Source organism: Embleya sp. NPDC059213 (assembly GCF_042754445.1).
Lineage (GTDB): Bacteria > Actinomycetota > Actinomycetes > Streptomycetales > Streptomycetaceae > Embleya.
Genome location: NZ_JBHZAV010000094.1, coordinates 1 through 23,117, shown reverse-complemented (window position 1 = coordinate 23,117; position 23,117 = coordinate 1). Strand labels below are relative to the sequence as shown.

Genomic DNA, 23,117 nt, shown 5'->3' with positions numbered 1-23,117 from the left:
GCTATCTCTGGCAAATAACTTCCTGTCAGGAGAGTCGGCGTGTCGCCCGTCGTTATGGGGTCATCACAAGAACTGCGCAAAAGCCCAGAAAATAAGGCATTAGCGCCGTGTTCGATCTGCATGTTGGAAGATCCACCCGCACATCCATCCCCTGTCACGCATGAATACCCAGGCGCCGAGTGTGCGCTCCGTTGTTCGAGCCAGTGCTTGAGCGAGCGTCGGATCCACCGTTCGGACCAGCGTTCGCCCCGCCGTTCCAGCGCGCCGACGCGCCGTCGTGCCACCCGCCGCGAGACCTACCGGCGGCTCCACCGCACGGGCCGCCGTTTCGCCCGTTGCTCCGACCGGCCACCCACGTCTCCGTGCATCCGTCGTCCGCGCCACACAGCCGCCCACACACCCGCACATACAGCCATGCGCTTTGACGAACAGGTTGGGACCCAGCTCGCCATGCAGAGTCCCGGACAGCACCACGCACAGATCACCAAACAATCTCCCGTGCGGATCTCCGCACAGCTCGCCATGCAAGTTGCAGGTCAACCGCCATTTGAAGGGCATCCGCAGTCGATTCCGCAGGCGATCGAAAGACCGCTCCGGTCGAGCCGATTCACCGGGCACCGTCGGATCTTGCGTGGGATGATCGGCGCCGAATTGTCGGCATCGACGCGCCCCGGCCCGTGCTCCGGGCCGCATCGACCGGTGCGGTAAATAAGGTGAAAGTGCCGGAAAAGCTTATGTATTGCGGTTTTCGCGAGATATGCCAGTGCAGCCGAAGGGCCGACGCTGGGCTCCGGGGGGTGCGAGGGCCGGGGTCGCGGAGGGGTCGCGTGGCCAACCGAAGCGGAACGGTGATCGCACCCCGTGATCCATCCGACACGCTAAGTGGACCCCGGCGTCGGGAGGGAACACGCCGAATGCGATGCTCTGGGCAACCGCCCCGCTGGGTGGTTGTCGATGATCGGAGTGTTCATGACGACTGATGGAGCCGATTCCAGGCTGGTGTTGTGGGACATCGACCACACGCTGATCGACGGCGGGACGGTGGCCCGACGCGCGTATGCGGCGGCTTTTCGACAGGTGTCCGGGCGTTCGCTGGACAGTCCCTGGCAGTTCGACGGGCGTACCGAGTTGGCCATGGCGAGTGACGTGCTGCGCGCGCACGGACTACCGCCGGAAGGGGGCATGCTGGAGGCGTTCCTGGACCTGATCGTTGCCGAACTCCAGGACCGCGAGGCCGAGTTGGCCGCAGAGGGTCGGGTCCTTGCCGGTGCTGCCGAGGCGCTCGTCGCGCTCGGTGCGACACCCGGGGTGTGCCAATCGGTGCTGACCGGCAATCTGTACACGCTCGCGATGTTGAAGATGCGGGTCTTCGGCCTCGCCGAGCACGTGGACTTCCGGATCGGGGCCTACGGCGAGGACGCCTACGAGCGGGTCGACCTGCCGGCCAGGGCCTTCGCCCGTACCGAGGAGCACCTCGGCCGGCGGCACGTCGGCGCGGACACCGTGATCGTCGGCGACACCCTGCGCGACGTCGCCACCGCTCAAGCCGTCGGCGCGTGGTCCGTCGCGGTGGCGACCGGGACGACGAGTGCGGCGGCGCTGACGGCGGCGGGCGCCGATGTGGTCCTGGCGGATCTGGCCGATACCGACGCGGTGCTCGGCGCGCTGCTGGGTGCGCCCCGGTGAGTGGGGGAGCGGGCGGGATCCACCGACGCGGGCCGACCGGCCGTTCGGTGCGGGTCGGTTCGCCCCGGCCGGTCGATCAGGCGCCGCGCATCGGCATCAGGAGGTAGCGATAGTCCGGGTCGTCGGGTTCGCCCGGCCCGGATGTGCGGTGGGGGAGGGTGGCGTCGGCTTCGGTGGGTGCGCCGTCGGTCAGGATGGTCGGCTTCGTCGGAGTGCTGAACAGCAGGCGTGCGGTCGGTGTGCGGAGCGCGGCCAGGCCGTCCAGGAGATGGGCCGGATTGAAGGCGACCCTGGTCGGCTCGCCGGTCAGGGCGACCGGCAGCGTCGCGCCCGCCTCGGCCTCGTGGGAGCTGCCGGCCTCGACCCGCAGCGACTCCCGCCCGAAGGACAACCGGACCGGGGCGTTGCGGGTGACCACCGGCGCCACCCGCCGAAGGGCCTCGATCAGCGCGGCGGTCCCGATCGTTGCGACGGCGGTGGTCTCGTTGTCGAACAGCCAGTCGTAGCGCGGGAATTCGTGATCGAGCAGCCGCGTCGTCGCCTGTCGCCCGCTGCCCGCCAGGCCGAGCAGGCCGCGGCGGCCCGGCTCCGGGCCGAGTGCCAGGTGCAGGTCTGTGTCGATCCCGGAGTGTTTCGTCAGCTCGGCCAACATCCGGGCCGGCACCAGGGCCGTCCGGGCCGGATCCTCGGTAGCCGGCCGCCAGGGCAACCTACGGACCGCCAGCCGATATCGATCGGTGGCGGCCAGGACCAGTGCGTCGTGCGCCAGATGCAACCGGATCGCGGTGAGCACGGGCAGGCTTTCGTCCCGCGCCGCGGCGATCGCGACCTGCGCGACGGCCCGGGCGAACGCCGCCGCGTCCACGGTGCCGGTGCTCTCCGGGAGCAACGGCGTGGCCGGGTAGTCGGCGAGGGCCGGCAGCGGCAGCGCGAAGTAGGCCCCGGCGCAGGTCACCCGGGCCCGGGCCGGGTCCACGGTGAGGTCTACCGGTTGGTCGCGGGGGAGTGCCCGGGCGATGTCCGCGAGCAGTCGACCCGGGACCAGGATCTCGCCGACCCGGGTGACCTCGGCGGCGACCTCGATGCCGGCCGATATCTCGTAGTTGTACGCGGAGATGGCCAGGGTGCCGTCGGCCGCCTTGAGCCGGAACGCGGCGAGAGCGGGGACGATCGGCCGCGCGGGCAGTGCGCGCACGGCCCAGCCGATGCCCTCGACGAGGCGGTCGCGGGTTATCCGTACCTTCACAGGGGCCCTTTCCGAGCACTCGACGAGGGAGGGGGAGTGGAGGGGAGTGCGTGCGGGTCGCCAGGTATTCGAATCCTTGTTCGATTGCTGGTGAACGAGACTAGCCGGGTGCTCGGACAGTGCCCGGTGAACGAATCCCGGGCGGATGTCATCGCAGGCCGGCCGCCGGGACCGGCGGCCGAGCGAGGATCCGGATCCCGGGCGAAACGACATTCCGAGCCGGACGACGCGCGAGTCGGCGCGGTGGCATCATGCCGACGTGGCCACCGACATGGCCTTCTTCCTCGTCCCCGGTGACAACGCTGCGGCGGCGACGAGGGCGGGGCGGCGTCTTTGCTCTTCCGCGCAGATTGATCGCGCGCTCGCCAACGCCGACCTCGGCGCGCTGCGTGAGCTCGCCGCTCGCTGGACCGAGCGGCTCAGGAGCGTGGGCGGAGACGACCTGACCGACGACGCGCTGACGATCCTTCGGGGGTTGCCCGACTTGCCGCCCTTGCCGTCGACAACGACGGCGCCCTGTACTGCCGGCACTACTGATACGCGCCGGGGCGGACTTCTCCCTATTCAACGTACTTTCGTCGCGCCGCACCAAGGCTGCTCACGTTTCGACGACACATGCTCGGCGTCCTGAGCCCGACGTCCGGGCTCGGTGGCGGCTACCTGGTCGTGTGGTAGACGTACGCCGCCAGGCCGCCGAAGACAATGAGCGAGATCAGCCGGGACTTCACGCGTTGGGCGCGGGTGAGTGGGGCGCTCGGGGGTGCGTAGATCGGGCCGCCGCCATCGCCCTGCTCGCCGGATCCGCCGCAGCTCGGGCACGGCTGCATCGTCTGCATTCGGCCGGATCCGCCGCATCCGGAGCAGGACCAGTTGCTGTCCGAGCCCATGCCGTTCTGGCCGGATCCGCCGCATCCGTTGCAGATCTGGTCCATCGGGATCCAGCGTTGCCCGGAACAACCCCCGCAGTACCCCACCCTGTGCCTCCCGTGACGATCCCCCGCACCCTGGATCCAGAGCCTGTACGACGACCGCTTGCGGGTCAACGAACGGAACGTTGGAATTTGGTGTGAATTTCGCGGCCACACGAGGTGCCCGGGTCGCCCCCGTGTCGTTTTCCGGCGCGGGTCAGGCCGTACCGGCCAGGTGCGCTGCGGATCTCCGGACCTCGGCGATGGTGTCGGCCAGGTGCGGGTGGGTGAGGCGGCCCGCCCGCTTGAGGGTCCGGCCGGCCACCAGGACGGTGTCGACGTTGCCCGGGTGGGCCGAGGCCACCACGGCACCGGCGATGTCGTGTGCCGCGCCGACCAGGTTGATCGCGTTTGCGCGCAGCAGGATCAGGTCGGCCTGTTTGCCCACGGCCAGTGACCCGATGCGATCGGCCAGGCCCAGTGCGGTGGCGCCCCCGATGGTCGCCATGCGCAACACGTCGGCCGCGAACAGCCGTGGGCCGTTCGCGAGTTGGCTGGTCAGCAGGGCCGCGCGCAGCAGCGAGAACATGTCGCCCGGACCGCTGGTGACCACGTCGACGCCGAGCCCGGTGACCAGCCCCGCGGCGCGGGCGCGGTTGATCATGGGTGCGCCGTGCCCCATCTGCGCCTCGATGTGCGGTGCGATCGAGAGCGTGCCGCCGGAGTCGGCGATCATCGCGAGTTCGTCGTCGGGGAGCGAGTTGCCGTGGATGTAGAGCGTGCGCGCGTTCAACAGGCCGCGATCGCGCAGGGCTTCGATGGGGCGCTGCGCGACCGGGCCGCTGCCGACGTGTACGGCCAGTGGGATGTCGAGGTCGGCGGCCAGGCGCCAGTCCTGTTCGACCAGTTCGATCGGGGTGTACGAGGGGCCGCCGGGGGCGAGTGCCAGGGTGACCGGGTCGTCGTCGCCGGGGAACAGGCGGTCGCGCAGGTCGCGGACGAGGCGAGGGTCGCGGGCGGCGGGGTCGAACGGCGGGTGGCCGTAGCCGAACACGGCCCGGATGCCGGCCGCGCGCAGTCCGTGTACCGCCGCGTCGCCGTGTTCGGCGCGGTGCTGGACGTGGGAGAAGTCGTGCACCGTGGTGATGCCGGCGTCCAGGCATTCGAGCGCGCCGGCGAGGTTGCCGGTGTACACGTCCTCGGGGCGCATCGCGGGGGAGAGCCGGCCGAGTACCCGGCCGAGGTAGTCGCCGAGGTCGCTGTCGACGGCCACCGCGCGCAGTACCGACTGCCAGACGTGGCGATGGGTGTCGACGAATCCGGGCAGCACGATCCGGTCCCGGGCGTCGACGACTTCGGCTCCCTCGGCGGACAGGGACGGGCCGACGGCGACGATCGTGCCGCGCTCGATCAGGACGTCGGTGTCGGGCCGGGCGGTGACGTGCGGGTCGGTGTCGACGACCGTGCCGCCGCGCAGGAGCAGCCGGGTGGGGGAGGGCGAGGTGGCAAGAGGCGCGGCGGGCGTGGGTCGAGTGGGCATCGGGGCCTCCGGCAGAGTGATGTTCACGTGAAAGCTTTTTAGAAAGCTATCAGGTGTGTGTAATACGCTGTCAAGATGACCGCTCCACAGGACCGCGCGAGCACACTCGTCAACGCGTGGCAGACCGAACTGCCCGACGTGCTGGACGCGACGACGGAACTGAGCAAGCGGATCATGTTGCTCGCCGCCGACCTGGACGAGGCCACGCGCCGTGAGTTGCCGGAATTCGGCCTCACCCCGGCCCAGTTCGGCGTACTGGTCGCGCTGCGTCGGGCCGGCGCGCCCTATCGGCTCAAGCCCACCGAACTCAGCCGCGCGTTGTTGTTGTCCTCGGGCGGTACCAGCAACATCACCAATCACCTGGTCGCCGAGGGCCTCGCCGAGCGCCTCCCGGACCAGGGCGACGGTCGGGGCACGTTGATCAGCCTGACCGCGCGCGGGGTGCAGGTCGCGGAGAACGCGGTCCGCGCCAACGCCGCCGCGCACGCCGAGGTCTGGCGGGGCGCGCCTGCGGCGGCGATCGAGGCGGCGACCCTCGCCCTGCGCGAGATCGCCGCCGCGACCGAGAACCCCCGACCCCGGCGCTCGGCGCGCGGGGGCGGGGGCGGGGGCGGGTGAGGAACGGGTCGGTCGGGCCGGTGCCCGCGCGGGACGCGCGGGCTGCCCGAGGCGATGGACTTCGCCGGATCGATCAGAACGGTGCCGGTGGGTGCTGCGGCTTGGCCGGCGGTTGGCGCGGGACGGGCGGCGCCGGGTGGTCCTCGGCCGGCCGCCCGTGGTCGGGAGGCGCCGGGTGGGACTGCCACGTCGGGTAGGCGGTGGGCGCGGGCTGTACCGGGGGCGCTGTATATGGGGGGTACGGGCGGTACATCGGCTGCATCGTGTACATCGGGTGCGCCATCGGCTGCATGGGCGCCATCGGGCGCAGGCCGGCCGCCGCGTGGAAGGCGCGCTCGTACTCGGACTGGAACGTGGTGATCCGGGCCACCACTGCGATGGCCAGGCCGGCGGCGGCGATCAGGAGCAGGAAGGCCCAGCCCGCAGCGGTGTCGGCGGTGCGATACGACTCGTGGTACGTGGTCCAACCGTCGCTGCCGATCGAGTCGTTGCCGCCGTCCGACTCGCGACCGGTCACGCCGAGGACGATCACGATGTTCGCGGCGACGTAGGTCGACCACCAGGTCCACAACAGCGGATGCCGGCCCGGGGTGAGGCCGCCGCGCAGGGGTGCCCGGGGGTCGCTGGCCTTCCAGATGTCGTGCGCGATCAGCAGTGGGAAGCACAGGTTGACCACGGGGCAGAACCAACCGCCGATCGCCCAGCCGCTGGAGAAGTGTTGCGGGGACGGCGGCAACACCTCGACATTGCACCGGGCGCGGTGGAACCAGATCACGAACACGACCATGGTCGCGACGATGGCCAGACTCGCCAGGCCCCACCACACGGCGATGGATCGGTTCGCCGCGTCGGGGTCGGCGGTCAACCACCCGCCGTGCAGGGTCTGGTCGACCAGATTTGCCCGGTGGAACAGAGCGATCGCCGCGAGCAGGGACAGTACGGCGGTGGCACCGAGCAGGACGTACAACGCGGTGGCCAGTCCGCGCAGGGACCGAAAGACCGGTGCGTACCAGCCCATCGGCGGCGCCGGGGCGGGGCCGAAGCGGGCGAAGCGCGCGTCCGTGGACGTCGTCGACGTCGCGTCGGCGGGCGGGGCGTATTCCTGGTGACCGCAGTTGGTACAGCGATCCGGCAGCGTCGATCGGGCGCCGCAGCTTGGGCACAACACGAGTTCGGATCATCCCCCGTCGATGGTCGGCATCGGCCATGCGGGTGGATGGGGCGGCGAGGCCACGGTGGGCGGCCGGCCTCGCGTACCCCACATGGCGTAACCGGCATCATGCCGTGCGCACCGCCACACGTCACGCGCGAGACGCCGACGAACACGTGCCGTCACCGGGCGGGCCGCCGCACCCCGAGCCCGCCCCGGCCCGCGCTGTGCCCGGTCCTCAGCCCCCGAGTCCGGCCGACTCCCGTGCCACGACGGCCTCGAAGCCATGGGGTGGGCGGCCGAGGAGGCGCTGCACGGTATCCGTGGTGCGGTCCTCGGCGCCTTCGGCGATGGCCTGGTCCAGGTCGACGAGCGTGGCGGCGAACTCGGCGGGGACCTCGGTGGTCAGGCGTTGGTACATCTGCTCGCGGGTCGATCGGCATGCACGACGCCGCTACGACCGCCGGCACCACACCCTGCGCACCGCGCTGGACGGGATCCCCGGGCTCGCCAACCCCGACTTCACCGCCCACGCCCTGCTCGCCGCGACCCGCGCCGACCTGGTCGAATACCTGGTCACCCGCCGCCACACGACCCGCGAACAACTTCGCGCCGACCTGACGAGCCACTGCGCCCGAGTCCTCGACTCCCCGACACCGCAACCCTGACCCCGGATCACCGGAGCGGCTCGCTCGGGCCGGGGCAGGGCACGCGGTACGGGGGTGTCGGCGGACCAGGGCACGGCCGCCGAAGGGGTTGCCGGGTGCGGCTGTGGGTCAGGCCGTGCCGGACCGGGCGAGGCGGAATCCGACGTCGTCGACCCGGTAGGTCGGGTGGCTGCGGCGGCGGGCGGAGGCCCGGCAACTCCAGTGTTCGTCGAACCAGCCGCCGCCGCGCAGCACCCGGTAGCTCCCGTAGACTTCGGCGTCGTAGACGTCCCAGCACCAGTCCCACACATTGCCGAGCATGTCGTACAGGCCCCATGCGTTGGGCTGCTTGCCACCCACCGGGTGGATCCGCTCGTCCGAGTTCGCGCGATACCACGCGATGTCGTCCAGCGGCCCGTAGTGCGCTCCCGCCGTACCGGCTCGGCAGGCATGCTCCCACTCGGCCTCGGTCGGCAGCCGATATCCGTCGGCCGACGCATCCCATTCGACCTGCCGGCCGTCGCCGCGGTCGGCACCGGCGTCGTCGCCGGCTTCGAAGCGGTAGGCCGGTGTGCATCCGTCCCGTCGGGACAGGGCGTTGCAGAACCGCGCCGCGTCCCACCAGGACACCCCCTCGACCGGGAGCCGATCGCCGTGCGGGCCGCTCGGGCGCAGTCCGGTGACCTCCGCGTACAGCGCCTGGGTGACCGGGACCGACGCGAGCCGGTAGGGGGCGAGTTCGACCGACCAACTGCGCCGAGTCCGTCGGTCGGCCAGGGTCACCTGTCCGGCCGGGACGGCGACCATCGCAAAACCCGCGTCCGTGCCCATGATCAGGCGATCCTACGACACCGGGTCCGCGGGAACGGCCGCCCGACGAGCACCCGTTGCCGAATCAGCCCAGGTCCAGCCGGTCGATCAGGCCGGCCGCGGTGAAGGCGGCGACCAGGGCGGTGCGGCCCTCGGTGAAGTGGCCCCAGCTGTCGAAGTGCACCGGGACCACGCGGCGTGCGCCGAGGATGGCGGCGGCCTCGGCGGCCTGGGCGCTGTCGAGGGTGAGCAGCGCGCCGTCGAAGAGTGGGGTGCGGGCCGCGCCGGCGAACAGGACCGCGGTGTCGACCGGGCCGACCTGCGCGGCGATCTTCTCGACCACGGCCAGCGAGGCGTTGTCGCCGCTGACGTAGACCGTGGGCAGGTCGGACGCGGTCAGTACGAAGCCGACGACCTCGCCCGTGACCGGTTCGCAGCCCTCCGGGCCGTGCTGGGCCGGAGTGGCCGTCACGGTGACGGTGCCGCCGTCGGGGCGGGGCAGGTCCACCGACTCCCAGGGGGCCAACCCCCGGGCGGTGCCGCCGAGTCGGCCGGCGCCGCTGAGGGTGGTGAGGACCAGCGGGATGCCGGCGAGGAGGGCCCGACCGGAGTGGTCGAGGTTGTCCGGGTGTTCGTCGTGCGAGAGCAGGACCGCGTCGATGGGGCCGAGTTCGGCCGGGTCGATGGCCGCAGGAGCGGTCTTGACCAGGGCGCGGGCGCCGATCGGGTATTCGCCCGGCGCGTCGAAGGTGGGATCGGTGAGGAACCGGAGGCCGCCGAACTCGATCAGGGCGGAGGGGCCACCGAAGACGCGGATGTCGATCTGCTCAGGGGTCGTGCTGCTGCTGCCGGTCACTGCACACCTCACGGGTAAAGGTCGTATTTGCCGTGAGAAAAGCTAGCGGATTCTCACGGAGAACGGCAAGCCTTAACATGAGAGCCATGAAGGAGAACGTGTCGGGCGCACTCGCTCACCCCGCGCCTGTCGTCCCTCCGCCCGCACCCGGGGCGGACCGCTACCTCGCCCTGGACCTGGCCAATACCGACCTCGCGCTGCCCGGCGGTCAGGAGGTCGACCTGCTGGGCTCGCCGGCGTCCGCGAAGGCATGGCTGGTCGAGCGCGAACTCGCGCCGCCGGACACCCGGTTGTACGACCTGTGCGCGGGCCGACTACGCGCCGTCCGCGACGTGGTGCGGGTACTGCTCGCATCGCGGATCGCCGATGCCCCCGCGCCGGACGCAGCGGTACAGGCCATCAACGACGCGCTCACCAGCGCACCGTCGGCCGCACTCCTGCACTGGGACGAGGTCCGAGGCCCCTACCGGGCCCAGGCACACCCCACCGACCGGATCGTCAACCACGCCATCGCGATCCTGGCCGCCGACGCCGCCGACCTGATCACCGGCGCGGACGCCGAACGCCTGGCTCCCTGCGGCGCCCCCTCCTGCCGGCGCTTCCTCGTCCGCACCCACGCCTCCCGGCAGTGGTGCTCGACCCGCTGCGGCGACCGAGTGCGCGCGGCCCGCGCCTACGCACGGCGAACGCAGCCGAAGGCACCCGCGGACTGAGACCACGCCTCGTCCCGGGCGGACCGCCGAGGGCGGAGGCGTTTCGGGGCGCGCCGAAACTCAGTCGTCGGTCGTCGCGCCGGCGGGGCGCGCCGTGCGGCCGAGGAGTCGGTCGGTCAGCCGTACCAGGTCCGGGAGTCGCAGGATCTCGCCGTTCGAGCCGGGCAGCGGTACGTGCAGGCGGTCGGTCCAGCGGGTGGGGATGCCGGCCCGGCCGTATCGGGCGCCGGCCAGGGCGCCGGTCACCGCAGCGACGGTGTCGGTGTCGCCGCCGAGGTCGATCGCGGCCCGCACGGCGTCCTCGTACGACGACGTGGTGCGCAGCGCCCAGACCGCCGAGCCGAGGCAGGGCCGGACGGCTCCGTTGAACTCGGTCGCGTCGGTGGGGTGCCAGGCCGGATCCAGCACGGTGGCGTAGCGCTCGCGGTGCCCGGGGTGCACCTCGGCGAGCGTCTGCGCAAGCGCGGCCAAGGGGTCGTCGCCGGTCAGCGTCACCCGCAGCAACTCGTGGAAGATCGCGGTGCCTTCCCACGCGGCCCGGTCGCCGTGGGTGAGCGCGGCGATCCGATGCGCGGCGGCCATGGTGGCGGCGCGGCCGTCGGGCGCGAAGTACACGGCGGGGGTGGTGGCGCGCATCAGGGATCCGTTGCCGGCCGCGCGCCCGGTGGTCTGGAAGTGCACACCGGCCGCGAGGTCCCAGGGCAGGTGGTTGGTCAGCACGTCCTCGGTCTGCAGGCCGATGTCCTTGGGCTCGGATCGGGCCCAGCGCTGGAACCGGGCGAACATGTCGGGCAGGTCCAAGCCGCCGGCCTCCAGCAGCGAGTACGCCACGTGCACGGCCATCTGGGTATCGTCCGTCGCCTCGCCGGCGTCCCACCCGCCGCCGCCGCACATCTCGTTCGCATAGGGCTTCTCGGCTCGCGAACTCCCGGGCGGCGCCGGGGGGAACCGGGTACCGAAGGCGCCGGCCGGCCCGAACTCGAACGGCGCGCCCAACGCGTCCCCGACGGCCGAGCCGACGACGGCACCGACGGCACGCTCCCTGATGTCCATCCAGGCAGCGTAGAGGCCGGGTGTCGCACCCGGCACACCCGCCGGAGCGGGTGGGGCGCTATGGCCGATCGGCCGACCCGGGGTCGTCGCGCAACACCTGGTAGGTCGGCCCCAGGCGGGTGTGGATTCGGGTGAGGTGGCTCGGGGTGGGGTCGATCAGGTAGCGGTGGGTGGCCTCGGTCAGCAGCGGTAGGTCGACGGAACTGTCGCTGTAGGCATGGGTGATGGGGTCGGTGATGCCGGCCGCGCGGATGCGGGCGACCTTGCGCGGGCCCCGGCAGGCGGGGAGCGCGCGCATGCCGGTGCGGCTCGGGGCGAGGCGCGAGGCGATCACCTGCACCGGAGCGAGCCCGAGCTCCCGACAGATGGCGCCGGCCAGGGGATCCGCGCACGAGGTCGCGATCACCACCCGGTCCCCGGCGGCGAGATGGGCCCGGGCTCGGGCGAGGGTGATCGTGATCCGATTGCCCTCGACCGCGCGCACGGCCGCGAAGTCGTGGGCCAGCTCCTCGAATCGAGCCGCGGGCAGGCCGATCGTGGCGAGCCGGAGGACGAGGGCCAGGGCGTGCCGACGGGTCGCGGGCACGGCGTACATCGGGCCGATGATCGGCAGGCACAGTGCCACCGCCACCAGGCGCCAGTGGGCGCGGCGCAGCAGTACCCGGGTGAAGTGGCCGAACGAATCGCCTCGGACGAGGGTGCCGTCCAAATCGAAGACGACGAGCGGGCGCGGGTCGGTCGGCGGGTGGCTCAACGGTGTGGCTCCTTGCCTGCGGGCGACGGAATCGACGGTGGCGACCGACGATGTCCTACCCGGCGCAGGGGGCGAACCCTCATGCGCCGAACCCCGCCTCCTCGCCCCCTCGTTCCCCACCCACCCGACCCCGCAGGTCAGCTGCTCGGGGCCGGCTGCTCGGTCAGGAACTCGCCCGCCGGCGGCGCCAGCAGCCCCACATTCGGATTGTGGCTGAGCTTGGCGATCTCGACGAGTCGAGCGTTCGGGAGCACCGCGGTCGCGGCGCGGGCCGCGGTGCGCAGCAGTGCGTCGCTGCGCCCACCGGACAGCACCAGTACCGGCATGTCCACCCCGGCCCAGTCGGCCGGGTTCAGCGGCTCGCCGCGCATGTACTCGCCCATCACCGCCCAGTCGTGCCCGGTCGAGCCGGCCACCGCCTTGAGCTTGGACCACATCGGGGTGAGCCGCATCAGGCCCACGAACGGGGCCGGGATGCCGATCGCCTTGGTCATGAAGTACTGCACGGTCTTGGCGGGCCGGTCGGCGGCGATCAGTTCGTGCAGCGTCGCGGTCAGGTCCGGCGGCGGTACGTGGCGGGTGCGGTCGACGACGAACGGCGGCTCGAAGGCGACCACCCGGCTGATCCCGACAACCTGCCCGGAGGCGGCGGCCCGCAGCGCCAGTCCGGCGCCGGAGGACCAGCCGAACAGCGCCGCCGACCCGCCCTCGGCGGCGATCACCGCGGCCACGTCCTCGATCTCGCGCGCCACGTCGTAGCGGCCGGGGGTGTCACCGCTGTCGCCCCGCCCGCGTCGGTCGTAGTTCACCGCGGTCAACCCGTAGGCTTCGGCGAGCAGTTCGGCCAGCTCCACCATCTTCGGGAACTTCCGGTAGCTGAACGCGCCGCCGACGAGGATCACCGTCCCGCGGCTCTCGCCCGCCGGCTCGTACCGGTCGTAGACGATGTCGGTGCCATCGGTGGACGTGACGGTGTGCGTTGTGCTCATGAGTGCTCCCATGCCCTTGCGAGTCCGTGCGCCGGTGCCGCTCGCCGTTGTCGTTCCTCGCGAACGGTTGTGCTCTGTATGACCGGGCCCGGTCCGCAAACTCATCGCTCCGTCGGCATCCGTTTTCGCGAGCGCACCCACGGCGTGCTCGGCGTCCCGGTGCCCGCCGCGGTCGCCGTCGTGGCGACCACCGGGCGGGGGAGACCTCGCTCACGTGGGGACGATCGCTCGGGTTGCCCGCGGACGCGTCGACGTCAGTACGGCAGGTAGTAGCTCAGGAGGTCGGCGGTCAGTGCCGGGAAGAGGGCCTGGAACAGGGCCTCTTCGGAGGTGTAGACGTCGGGGCGGACCCGGGTCAGGCCCTCGACGCCCAAGGGGCCGAAGAGCAGGGCGGGCAGTTGGTCGGGGGCCACGCCGATGCCGTTCGCGGCTCCGGGCGACTGCATCGCGCCGCCGGTGACGACGCCGCCGAGGCCGTCGGCTCGGACCGGGATCCGGTAGTGGGCGCCGAACGTGGAGATCACGATGTCGCGGTCGGTGTGGTCGATGCCCGCCGCGTCGAGCCGCTGCCGGAACAGTGGCCGCAGGCGGTCGAGCAGGACGGCGACATCCGGGATGCGGACGTAGTACTGCTCCGCCTGTGTGCGGGGTTCGTGGTCGACGAACTCCCGCCAGGCGTCGGCGGTGACGGTGCCGGCGCGATGCACGACGCGCAGCGTGCCGTCGGTGCCTCCGGGACGCAGGGCGGCGACGGCGCGGAGCAGGTCCCGGGCTGCCCGCTCGTCGCGTGCCGCCGCCTCGGCCAGGAGCACGTCGCCGTCCTCGTCGGGAGGCGTGGTGCGTGCGGTGGCGACGATGGTGCCGGCCCGTTCGAGCACCCGCAGCGTGCTCGCGTCGTGCGCCGACAACCAGCGCCAACACGCCGCCGAGTGCGGCATGGCCACGTCGAACCGGCTTTGGGCGGCGTCCTGGAGGGCGGCCATGGCCGGGAAGTCGGCGGGGCGGGCGATGCGGAGGACGGGCGCGGTTTCCCCGAGGAGCCCGGCGCCATCGGTGGGTTCGGCCGGCGGCGTGCTGTGCACGGTCGGCGCCGGTGGGATGTCGATGGCGTACTCGTAGCCGAACAGCCGGTAGAAGTACGGGATGCCGATCATCACCTGGACCACGTGACCGCGCGCGGCGGAGCGTTCATGTGCCCACCGCATGAGTGCCCGTACCAGGCCGCGACCCTCGAACTCGGGGTCGGTGGCGACCAGTTCGACCTGGCCGGCGGGCAGGCGCAGATCGCCGACGCGCAGTTCCTCGTCCAGCAGTGTCGCGGTGGAGACGACCCGGTCGCCGTGGACGACCACGGCGCACGCGGCCGGGCCGGCGTCGGGGTCGGTGACGACGAGTCGATGGTCGAGGGCGTCGCCCGCGTCGCCGCGTTCGGCGAGCAGCGCGCCGATCCGGTCGAGGTCCGAGGGCCGGGCCTGGCGCAGTACGAGGCCGTCGGCCAGGGGGATCGGTGCGGTGGAAGGCGTGGGGGCGGTCACGGCCGGACTATGCCATCCGTCGGGTTGCCGCGTCCATCGATTTCCGGCTCCCCGGGGAGCGTCGGGTCGGGGATCCGCGACGGGATCCCGACCCGTTCTCCGTCGTGGCCGGAGCGGGAGCGGACCTCATCGGGCCCGTCGCTCAGTACGCGACCGTGAAGCGGGCGCGGTGGTGGCGCGGCTGCTCCGCCTCGTCGATCAGGGCGACCGCGAGGTCCTCCATGGAGATCGCCGAGACGCCGTCGGGGTCGACGAGGAGTTCGTCGGTACCGAGCCGGAAGCTGCCGGTGCGGGTGCCGGGCTCCAGGTGGGCGGGCGGGCTCAGGTAGGTCCAGTCGACCTCGGTGTCGGTCCGGAAGACGTCGAGCTGGGCGTTGCAGGCCAGGGCGATGCCGCGCCACGCGGTGGGCACGAACCGCGGGTCGTCCACGGCCATCGTGTCGCCGGTGCCGGGCACGGTCAGGCTGCCCGCGCCGCCGACGGTCAGCAGGCGTACGCCCGTGCCGGCGAGCCCGGCCAGCAGTGCCTCGGCGGTGTCGGCCAGCGCCTGTTCGTTGCCGTGCGCCGGTCGGGTGGCGCTGATCACCAGGTCCCGGCCGGTGCTCAGGGCGGCCACGTCCTCGATCCGGGCGGCGTCGCCGACACGGGCCTCGGCCTCGGGGTGCAACTCGGGGAAGCGGGCCGCGTCGCGGACCACGGCGGTGACCTCGTGGCCTCGGGACAGTGCCTCGGAGACGACTCGGCTGCCCACGTTTCCGGCTGCTCCGAACACGGTGATGCGCATGGTGGTGTGCCCCTCTCGGGTGGTCTCGCTGCGTGGGTGAATGCCTCGACCGGGCTGTCGACCGAGTGGTTGATCCCTTAGTGCTAAGAGAAAGATACCTCAACGCTAAGATAGTTGGGAAGAGGGAGGCGGCCCGGATCGCCGCATCGGCTCGGCTAACCTGACGCCGTGGCAGATCACGTCGACCTTGTGCTGGAGCAATGGGGTACGCAGCGCCCCGACCTGGACGCGTCGCCGATGGCGGTCCTCGCCCGGCTGTCCCGCGCCGCCCGCCTGGTCAGTGCCGAACTGGCCCGCACCTTCGGCGAACACGGGCTCGATGCCTCGTCGTTCGACGTACTCGCCACGCTGCGCCGGCATCCGCCCCCGCACCGGCTGAGCCCCACCGAGCTGATGCGGGCGTCGATGGTCACCTCGGGCGCCATCACCCAGCGCCTGGATCGACTGGAGGCGCGCGGCCTGGTCTCCCGGAGCACCAGTGCGTCCGACGGCCGCAGCGTGCTGGTCGCGCTCACCGACCAGGGCCGCGAACTGATCGACGTGGTGCTGCCCGCGCACCTGGCCACCGAGCGCCGGGTGCTCGCCGCGCTGGGTCCCCGGCAGCGGGCCGCGCTCGCCGACGGGCTGCGCACCCTGCTGGAATCCCTGGGCGACGCGACGGATTGACGAGCCGGTACGCGGGGCGGCCGACCCGCGCGGGCCGCATCCGGATCGAGAATGGAACGGCCCTCGAACGGATAGCAGTACGCGCATGGTTCTTCACACGCGTTCCGTGCAGGTCGCCGCGTCCACCGACCGGGTGTACATGCTCCTGTCCGACCTGGACAAGCTTCCCGAATACTTCCCTCCGGTGACCGCCGTCCGGGCCGGCTCGGGCCGCGCGGTGGTGGTGACCGCCGGCGAGTCGGCGCAGTCCGTCGCGGCCGAGGTCGAGCTGGATCGGGACGGTCCCGGCACCCGGATCGAATGGGTCGTGCGCGGCACCCCGTACACCGGCATCGTGATCGTCCAGGACGGCCCGAGCGATGTGGACAGCATCGTCACCGTCATGGTCGACGACGGCCGGGATCCGGACGACTACGGCGCGGTGGAGCGCGAGCGGGTGCACGACGCGGGCCAGTTCGGCGGCAGCGAGGGCCGCGAGGCACTGCCCGTGGACGCGCTGACCCGACACCGCGAGGCGGGTACCGATGCCGACCTGGCCGTCGGCGACATCCTCGAACGCGGCCTCGACCACCTCCGCGCCTATGTCGCGTCCGGCGGTGGACGTCAGGGCTGAAATCCGGCCCACGCACCCACCCCGGGCTACCCGCCCCCGCCCACGCACCCCGCCCAGCACCCCGATCGACCCGCCGCCCGCCGGCCGTCGCTCGGGGTGCGCTCATGTTCCGGCCCGGCCGCGGGGGTCCCGGCGCCCCTGTCTCGGCGACCGGGTCTTGACGAACCCTTGACACCTCCTGCCCACGGGCTTAATTTTCTCTCACTCTGAAATATTTTCACTCTGAGAGGTGAACATGGCGGAGACGGCCGATGCCCGATGGGCCAACCGCTCCAGCCTGCTCGCGGTGCTGTTGGCCGGTGGGCAGCACAGTCGCGCGGGTCTCACCCAGCAGACCGGGCTCAGCGCGGCCACCGTCTCGCGCGTGGTCGAGGGCCTGCTCGACGAGGGCCTGGTCCGCGAGGGCGCCGTGCTCCAGACCGGCCGGCGTGGGCGGCAGGGGGTGGTGATCGAGGTGGCGGCCGAGCGTGGGATCGCGGTCGGCGTCGACCTCGGCGGCACCACCTGCCGGTTCCTGGCCACCGACCTGCTGGGCCACGCGCCGCGCTACCGCGAGGAGCCCACACCCCGACACCTGGCGGCCGACGACCTCGCGGACTGGCTCGCCGAGCGGGTCCGCGCGCTCTACGCCGACTCGGCCGCGCCCGACGTGCTGCGGGCGGGCGTGATAGGTCTGCCCGGCGCGGTCGCGGCCGACGGATTGGGCGTGCGCGGCGCGACCAACCTCCCGCAGATCGAGGGCGACCTGTTCACCCGCCGGGTGCGCCGCGCGCTGGAGGGCACCGTCGCGTTCGGCAACGACGCCGATCTGGCCCTGGAGGGCGAACTGCGACACGGCGCCGCCCGGACCGCCGAGACCGCCGTGATGTTCACCGTCGGCGCCGGCTTCGGTGCCGGTGTCGCCGTGGACCGGCACATCCGGGGCGGCCCGACCGGTCTGGTCGGCGAGTTCGGCTTCCTGCCGGTGGACTCCGACGACCACACCGTGGAGGAACTGGTCGGCGCCGAGGGCCTGATGCGGGCCGCTCGGGACGCGGGGATCGAAGTGGTTACCGCAGCCGACCTGTTCGTCGACTCCTCGCCGGCGGCCCGGGCCGTGATCGACCGGTTCGAACGCGCGCTCGGCGTGGCGTTGATCGCGGTGACGATCGCCTACGAACCCGAACTGGTCGTGCTCGGCGGCCGGGTCTCGGCCTCGATCGATGCGGCGATGACCACCCGGCTGTGCGAGCGGGTACGCCGACGATTGCCCGCGTGCCCCGAGCTCGTGCACTCCGAACTGGCCGACCTCGCGGGCGCGTTGGGCGCGGTGTCGCGCGGACTGACCGCCCTGCGGGTCCGCTTCGACGTGGCGCCGGACGCGGCGGCGGCGGTCCGGGCCGACTTGGAGCTGTCCGCGCTGCTCGCCCCGGCCGCGCACTGACACCGGGCCGCGCCCACCCACAGACACAAGGCACACCGCGCCGCCGCGGCCGGCGGCCCGCGCACCCTCAGGGGTCCGTCCCACCCCACCGAACCGCCTGGAGTACCACCCATGTCCACCCCACTGCCGTCGAAAGGCGGGTCCCTGCGCCGGAACACGTTGTCCGTGTTCGGTGCCGTCGCCATGTGCATGGCCTTCATGGGCCCCGCGACCAGCGTCGCGTTCAACACGCCGCCCGCCGCGGCGGGAGCGGGCTACGCGCTGCCGCTGGCCATCGTGTTGGCCATGGTGGCCAGCCTTCTGGTCGCCAACACCATTGCCGCGTTCGCCCGCAAGCTGCCGGCGGCGGGTTTCGCGTACACCTACAACAGCCACGGCTTCGGCAAGTCCGGCGGCTTCCTCTCCGGGTGGCTGCTGCTGCTCACCTACGGCATGGTCGGGCCGATGTTGTTCGCCGCGCTCGGCGGATACAGCCACGACTTCCTGGACAGTCAGTTCGACATCCGGGTGCCGTGGCAGGTGATGTCGCTCGCGTTCGCGGCCGTGGTATGGGGCGTCAACTCGCTCGGCGTCTCCAGTTCGGCCAAGACCGCGTTGATCTTCCTGGTCCTGGAGGTCGGCGTACTGCTCGGGCTGGCCGGGGTGATCCTCGGCGACGGGGGCGACTCGGGGCTGTCGACGGCGCCGTTCGATCCGGCGAACTCGATCGACGGGTTCAGCGGCCTGGGTACCGGCATGTTGTGGGGCATCCTGATGTTCATCGGCTTCGAGTCGGTGGCCACCCTGGGTGAGGAGGCGCGCGGCGCCAAGCGCAGCATCCCGCTCGCGCTGTTCACCGCGGTCGCGGTGATCGGCACCTTCTACGTGCTGATGGCGTACTCCACCTCGATCGGCTTCGGCTCCGCGCACGGTTCCCAACTCGCCGGGGACGCCGCGCCGTTGACCACCCTGGTGGATCGCTACTGGGGTGTCACCTGGGTCCTCGCACTGACCGTGATCGTCAGCCAGTTCGCCAACGTGGTCTCCGGTTCGAACGCGGCCGTGCGGGTGTTGTTCTCGATGGGCCGCGAGGGCGTGCTCCCGCGCTTTCTGGGCCGCACCAACGAACGCCACGTGCCGCAGTCGGCGATCACCGCCTACCTGGGCTTCTCGCTCGTCTTCGCGCTGGTGCTGGGCAGCGGCTTCGGCGGTGACCTGGGGCCGCTGGGCGTCTACGGGTTCGCGGGTACCATCCTCGGGCTCGGGATGGTGATCATCTACATCCTGATGAGCGTCGCGGTGATCCGGTTCTACCTGCGCGAGCACCGCGCCGAGTTCTCCGTGCTGCGGCACGGGATCCTGCCGGGCGCGACCGTGCTGCTGATGCTGTTGCCGATATACGGCCAGCTGTGGCCGGTGCCCGATCATCCGAACAACCTCGTGCCGTACGTGATCGTCGGCTGGATGGTGCTGGGCACCGCGTATCTGGTCTGGGCGCACCGCTCGCGTCCACAGGTGCTGGCCGCGATGGGTCGGGTGTTCGAGGACGAATCGGAACCGGGCCAGGCGGGTGAGCCGGCCGCCGGGTCGGGGGAGGGGGCGATACCCGTGGCGCTCGGCCGGACCTGATCCGGTGGGGCAACGGCCGACGCCCGGCCGGCCTTCGCGCGCCGGCTCGGGCGAACCGCCCGCCCCGACCGACTCCGTGCAGTCCTTTCGTCCGCTCCTCCCAAGGAGAGCCTCGCGATGTTCCTCGACCGACTCCTCGCCCACAACCGCCCGCTGATCGAGGCCGTCGTGACGGCACATCAGGAGGGCCGCCTGCTCGCCAACACGTACGTCGCGGACCTGGACACGGTGGCACGCAACGCCGCCACTATCGCCGAGGCCGCGCGCTCGCGGGGGTTGTCCACGTACGTGATGGCCAAGCAGTACGGGCGCAACCCCGACGTCACCCGCACCGCGATCGACGCGGGCCTCGGTCCGGTCGTCGCGGTGGACACCGCCTGTGTGTCGGCCGCGGTCCGGCACGGCCTGCCGGTCGGGCACGTCGGGCACTTGGTGCAGCCGCATCGGGGCAGCGAGGACTTCGTGGTGGGCGCCGACCCCGAGGTGGTCACCGTGTTCTCCGTGGACGCGGCCCGCCGGATCGGGGCGGCGGCGGTACGGCGCGGCGGCGCGCCCGTGTCGGTGCTGCTGCGGGTGCACGGCGAGGGGGACCGGTTCTACTTCGGCCACGGCGGCGGCTTCCCGGCCGCCGACGTGGTGGCCGCAGCGCGCGAGGTCGACGCGGTGGAGGGCGTCGCGGTGCACGGCGTGACCACGTTCCCGTGCCTGCTGGCCGACCCGGAGCAGCGGCGGATCGTGGCAACACCCAATCTGGGCACGGTCGTTGCGGCGGCCGAGCGGCTGCGGGCGGCCGGGTTCGAGATCCGTCAGGTGAACGCGCCCGGGACCACGTCGGCACACTCGTTGACGATCGCCGCCGACGCGGGGGCCACGCATGTCGAGCCGGGCAACGCGATCCACGGGACGACGCCGCTGCACGTGTTCGCCGCGGACGCGCCGGAGCAGCCGGCGATCGTGTACGTGACCGAGGTGTCGCACGTGGACGGGGACGACGCGTACGCGTTCGCCGCCGGGCACTACCTCGACAAGGTGCTGGGCGAGTTCCCGCTCACCGCGCTGGTGGGCCGGGACGCGGCGACCGCGGTCGAGCGTCGGGCGCGGGTGGATACCGCTCCGGACGGCGCGATCCACTACTACACGGTGCTGCGGGACGCGCGTCGGCTGGGGATCCGGCCGGGCGACACGGTGGTGATGTGCTTCCGGCCGCAGGCGTTCGTGACCCGCGGGCGCACGCAGTCGGTGGCCGGCCTGCACCGGGCCGATGCGGGCGCGCCGGTGTGGGGCGAGCGGTACGACGCGGAGGCGCGGGTGGTGGGCGACCCGTCCTGACCGCGCCGGTCGCCGTCCGTGTTCTTGCCGTTGCCGCCGCCCGATTCGAGGAATGTGACGATCGTGTTCGACTCCGCCGACCTGCTCGACCAACCGCTGCCGCGCGACTCCCTCGGGATAGTCGCGCTCGACATCGGCGGGACCAAGACGGCGATGGCCGCCGTCGATGCGGCCGGCACCGTGCTCGCGGAGCGTCGGGTGGCCACCCGCGAGCCGGGCGAGGACATGGCGCACGCGCTGGATCGGCTGCTGCGGTCGGCCCGGGAACAGGTCGCGGCGGCGACCCGGGACGGGCGGCGCGAGATCGTGGCGGTGGGCCTGGTCTGTCCCGGCACGGTGACCTCGGCCGGGGTGGAGCTGTCGCCGAACCTGCCCGGGATCGAGCGGGTGGACGTCCTCGGCCTGGCACGCGAGGCGTTCGGGGCGGTGCCGGTGGTGGTGGCCAACGACGTCAAGGCGGCCGGGCTGGCCGAGCTGCGCTCGGGCGCGCTGGTGGCCGCCGACCCGGGGCTGTTCGTCAATCTGGGTACCGGAGTCGCCGCCGCGCTCACGGTCGGCGGCCGGGTCGTGGGCGGCGCCCGGGGCGTGGCCGGCGAGATCGGGTATTCGCTGGTGCCGGGCCGGCCGGACGAGCCGGACCTGGAGTCGCTGATCGGCGGCGGCCCGCTGGTGGCCCGGACGCAGTCCCTGTACGCCCTCGCCGGCAACGGCCCGCCGCCGGACGCGGCAGCGATTCTGACCTCCACCGACCCGCGTCTGCGGGCCGTCGCCGAGCAGGCCCTGGCGGTGCTGGCGGGCCACGTGCTCAACCTGTATCTGGCGCTGGATCCGACCAGGATCGCCGTGGGCGGTGGCCTGATGGCCGTGTCCGAGCGGGTGCTCGACGTGCTGCGCACGTTCCTCGCGAAGCACGCTCCGAGCCCGGTCGATCCGGGCGAGGTGATCGTGGCGGCCCGGTACATCCACGACGGGGCGCTGCGGGGCGCGGCGGCGCTCGCGTGGGACGTGGCGGGGGGTGAGCGGCCGGGGTGGGCCCTGGTGACGTGAGTTGTTCCCTCGGTCGGCGCTGCGCCGGCCGGTCGCGTGTTGCGGTTTGGTTTTCGGTTCCGGTCCGACCTCGATCGATGGGATGAACATGACGACGAACACGGCTTCTCCCGCGCTTCCCGCTCCCGGTGCCGTGATGGCCGCCGAGATGGCCGAACAGCCGGAGGTGTTGCGGCGGTTGGTGGGTCGGCTGCCGGAGTTGGCGGCGGCGATTCGGGATGCGTTGCCGGCGCCGCTGCACGGGTCCGTGTCGATCGCGCGGGGGTCCTCGGACAACGCGGCGGTGTTCGGCCGCTACCTGTACGAGTTGGCGTCCGGGCGGCCCGCCGGGTTGGCCGCGCCGAGCCTGGTGACCAGGTACGACGCGCGCACCGACTACACCGGCTACCTGGTCACCGCGTTGAGCCAGTCCGGGCGCACGCCCGAGATCGTCACGGCGGTGCGGGCCGCGCGGGCGCGAGGTGCCCGGGTGGTGGCGGTCACCAACGAGGCGGACAGCGTGCTCGCGGCGGAGGCGGATGTGCTGGCCGCGACCGACGCGGGCACGGAGATCGCGGTGCCGGCCACGAAGACGGTCACCGCCCAGTTGCTGGCCATGGTCGGGATCGCGCTCGCGCTCGGGCCGTTGCCGTCGACGGTGGCCGATCCGGCCGATCTGGCCGGGCTGCCGGACGCGGTGGCCCGGGTACTGGCCGGCGTCGACGAATGCGAGGCGCTGGCCGCGGACTGGGCGCACCACGATCGCCTGGTGGTCGCCGGCCGGGGGCTCGGTGGCGCGGTGGCATTGGAGGGCGCGCTCAAGATCCGGGAGACGTCGGGGGTGTTCGCCGAGGGCATCTCGGTCGCCGACCTGCTGCACGGGCCGATCGCCGCACTGGGCGCTCGGGTACCGGTGCTGCTGATCGACCTCGGCGGCCCGACCGCGCCGGACATCGCCGCCCTGCGGGCGCGGTTGGTCGCCGACGGGATACCGCACGCGATGGTGGCACCCGAACTGGGCGACCTGCGTTCGGAATCCGCCCGGGCGATCGCCACCACGGTGCATCTCCAGGGCCTCGCCCGCACCTTCGCCCTGCACCGCGGCGCCAACCCGGACGCCCCGATCGGCCTGGCCAAGGTCACGCCGACCACCTGATCCGGGC

24 protein-coding genes are annotated in these 23,117 nt (G+C 72.4%); 12 read left to right on the top strand and 12 right to left on the bottom strand.

The features are described 5' to 3' along the window. The first annotated feature begins 969 nt into the window (after positions 1–969). Positions 970–1,686: an HAD family hydrolase gene (locus tag ACFXMF_RS29305; protein ID WP_360319187.1), complete on the top strand. Its 717-nt coding sequence runs from the start codon at positions 970–972 to the stop codon at positions 1,684–1,686. 76 nt (positions 1,687–1,762) lie between these two features. On the opposite strand, the gene dnaN is transcribed toward ACFXMF_RS29305, so the two are convergent. Further along, entirely contained in the window at positions 1,763–2,932 is a 1,170-nt protein-coding gene (dnaN, locus tag ACFXMF_RS29300; RefSeq protein ID WP_379992022.1) for a DNA polymerase III subunit beta, read from the bottom strand. Positions 2,933–3,191: 259 nt separating this feature from the next. Here dnaN and ACFXMF_RS29295 point away from each other — a divergent pair, with 259 nt between their 5' ends. Next, positions 3,192–3,563 carry a hypothetical protein gene (locus tag ACFXMF_RS29295; RefSeq protein WP_379992021.1) on the top strand — a complete coding sequence of 124 codons (372 nt, stop codon included), beginning with the start codon at positions 3,192–3,194 and terminating at the stop codon, positions 3,561–3,563. 25 nt (positions 3,564–3,588) lie between these two features. On the opposite strand, the gene ACFXMF_RS29290 is transcribed toward ACFXMF_RS29295, so the two are convergent. After that, positions 3,589–3,864 (bottom strand): hypothetical protein, encoded by a 276-nt coding sequence (locus tag ACFXMF_RS29290; protein WP_360319193.1) that lies wholly within the window; start codon positions 3,862–3,864, stop codon positions 3,589–3,591. A gap of 193 nt (positions 3,865–4,057) precedes the next feature. Continuing rightward, complete coding sequence (locus ACFXMF_RS29285; protein ID WP_379992020.1) at positions 4,058–5,407, bottom strand: amidohydrolase family protein; 1,350 nt, start codon at positions 5,405–5,407, stop codon at positions 4,058–4,060. A gap of 48 nt (positions 5,408–5,455) precedes the next feature. On the opposite strand from ACFXMF_RS29285, the gene ACFXMF_RS29280 reads away from it, so the two are divergent. Further along, complete coding sequence (locus ACFXMF_RS29280) at positions 5,456–5,998, top strand: MarR family winged helix-turn-helix transcriptional regulator (protein ID WP_380020840.1); 543 nt, start codon at positions 5,456–5,458, stop codon at positions 5,996–5,998. A 73-nt stretch (positions 5,999–6,071) separates the two neighbouring features. Here ACFXMF_RS29280 and ACFXMF_RS29275 read toward each other — a convergent pair whose 3' ends face one another. Further along, positions 6,072–7,166, bottom strand: coding sequence for a DUF4328 domain-containing protein (locus ACFXMF_RS29275; protein WP_379991011.1), 1,095 nt, complete (start codon positions 7,164–7,166; stop codon positions 6,072–6,074). Between the two features lie 220 nt (positions 7,167–7,386). Then, complete coding sequence (locus ACFXMF_RS29270) at positions 7,387–7,569, bottom strand: hypothetical protein (RefSeq protein ID WP_379991010.1); 183 nt, start codon at positions 7,567–7,569, stop codon at positions 7,387–7,389. Between ACFXMF_RS29270 and ACFXMF_RS29265 the strand changes: the two genes are divergently transcribed. Then, entirely contained in the window at positions 7,550–7,816 is a 267-nt protein-coding gene (locus ACFXMF_RS29265) for a hypothetical protein (protein ID WP_379991009.1), read from the top strand. The two genes, ACFXMF_RS29270 and ACFXMF_RS29265, sit on opposite strands and share 20 nt — an antisense overlap. Positions 7,817–7,924: 108 nt before the next feature. On the opposite strand, the gene ACFXMF_RS29260 is transcribed toward ACFXMF_RS29265, so the two are convergent. After that, a complete protein-coding gene (locus ACFXMF_RS29260; RefSeq protein WP_360319203.1) occupies positions 7,925–8,626 on the bottom strand; it encodes an SUMF1/EgtB/PvdO family nonheme iron enzyme in 702 nt (233 codons plus the stop codon). A gap of 64 nt (positions 8,627–8,690) precedes the next feature. Continuing rightward, entirely contained in the window at positions 8,691–9,461 is a 771-nt protein-coding gene (locus ACFXMF_RS29255) for an MBL fold metallo-hydrolase (RefSeq protein ID WP_379991008.1), read from the bottom strand. A gap of 86 nt (positions 9,462–9,547) precedes the next feature. Between ACFXMF_RS29255 and ACFXMF_RS29250 the strand changes: the two genes are divergently transcribed. Beyond that, positions 9,548–10,174: an ABATE domain-containing protein gene (locus tag ACFXMF_RS29250; RefSeq protein ID WP_360319207.1), complete on the top strand. Its 627-nt coding sequence runs from the start codon at positions 9,548–9,550 to the stop codon at positions 10,172–10,174. 60 nt (positions 10,175–10,234) lie between these two features. On the opposite strand, the gene ACFXMF_RS29245 is transcribed toward ACFXMF_RS29250, so the two are convergent. The 5 genes from ACFXMF_RS29245 to ACFXMF_RS29225 form a co-directional block, all read right to left on the bottom strand. Further along, the gene (locus tag ACFXMF_RS29245) at positions 10,235–11,227 is read right to left on the bottom strand and encodes an ADP-ribosylglycohydrolase family protein (protein ID WP_379991007.1); all 993 of its coding nucleotides are present in this window, start codon (positions 11,225–11,227) and stop codon (positions 10,235–10,237) included. A gap of 58 nt (positions 11,228–11,285) precedes the next feature. Then, positions 11,286–11,981, bottom strand: coding sequence for a haloacid dehalogenase-like hydrolase (locus ACFXMF_RS29240; RefSeq protein ID WP_379991005.1), 696 nt, complete (start codon positions 11,979–11,981; stop codon positions 11,286–11,288). A gap of 137 nt (positions 11,982–12,118) precedes the next feature. Then, positions 12,119–12,970 carry an alpha/beta hydrolase gene (locus ACFXMF_RS29235; protein WP_360319213.1) on the bottom strand — a complete coding sequence of 284 codons (852 nt, stop codon included), beginning with the start codon at positions 12,968–12,970 and terminating at the stop codon, positions 12,119–12,121. Between the two features lie 254 nt (positions 12,971–13,224). Then, positions 13,225–14,505 (bottom strand): GNAT family N-acetyltransferase, encoded by a 1,281-nt coding sequence (locus tag ACFXMF_RS29230; protein ID WP_379991004.1) that lies wholly within the window; start codon positions 14,503–14,505, stop codon positions 13,225–13,227. A 142-nt stretch (positions 14,506–14,647) separates the two neighbouring features. Continuing rightward, positions 14,648–15,289 (bottom strand): NAD(P)-dependent oxidoreductase, encoded by a 642-nt coding sequence (locus ACFXMF_RS29225; protein WP_379991003.1) that lies wholly within the window; start codon positions 15,287–15,289, stop codon positions 14,648–14,650. Positions 15,290–15,457: 168 nt separating this feature from the next. On the opposite strand from ACFXMF_RS29225, the gene ACFXMF_RS29220 reads away from it, so the two are divergent. The 7 genes from ACFXMF_RS29220 (at position 15,458) to ACFXMF_RS29190 (ending at position 23,110) form a co-directional block, all read left to right on the top strand. Beyond that, positions 15,458–15,955, top strand: a complete 498-nt coding sequence (locus tag ACFXMF_RS29220) for a MarR family transcriptional regulator (RefSeq protein WP_360319219.1) — start codon at positions 15,458–15,460, stop codon at positions 15,953–15,955. A gap of 85 nt (positions 15,956–16,040) precedes the next feature. Further along, on the top strand, positions 16,041–16,568 hold the full coding sequence (locus ACFXMF_RS29215; protein ID WP_379991002.1) for an SRPBCC family protein: 528 nt from the start codon (positions 16,041–16,043) through the stop codon (positions 16,566–16,568). A 235-nt stretch (positions 16,569–16,803) separates the two neighbouring features. Then, positions 16,804–17,991 carry an ROK family transcriptional regulator gene (locus tag ACFXMF_RS29210; protein WP_360319223.1) on the top strand — a complete coding sequence of 396 codons (1,188 nt, stop codon included), beginning with the start codon at positions 16,804–16,806 and terminating at the stop codon, positions 17,989–17,991. A 111-nt stretch (positions 17,992–18,102) separates the two neighbouring features. Next, positions 18,103–19,599: an APC family permease gene (locus ACFXMF_RS29205; protein ID WP_379991001.1), complete on the top strand. Its 1,497-nt coding sequence runs from the start codon at positions 18,103–18,105 to the stop codon at positions 19,597–19,599. Positions 19,600–19,716: 117 nt separating this feature from the next. Beyond that, complete coding sequence (locus ACFXMF_RS29200) at positions 19,717–20,928, top strand: alanine racemase (protein WP_360319227.1); 1,212 nt, start codon at positions 19,717–19,719, stop codon at positions 20,926–20,928. Positions 20,929–20,991: 63 nt separating this feature from the next. Beyond that, positions 20,992–21,975: an ROK family protein gene (locus tag ACFXMF_RS29195; protein ID WP_360319229.1), complete on the top strand. Its 984-nt coding sequence runs from the start codon at positions 20,992–20,994 to the stop codon at positions 21,973–21,975. 88 nt (positions 21,976–22,063) lie between these two features. After that, positions 22,064–23,110: an SIS domain-containing protein gene (locus tag ACFXMF_RS29190; protein WP_360319231.1), complete on the top strand. Its 1,047-nt coding sequence runs from the start codon at positions 22,064–22,066 to the stop codon at positions 23,108–23,110. The last annotated feature ends 7 nt before the right edge of the window (positions 23,111–23,117 follow it).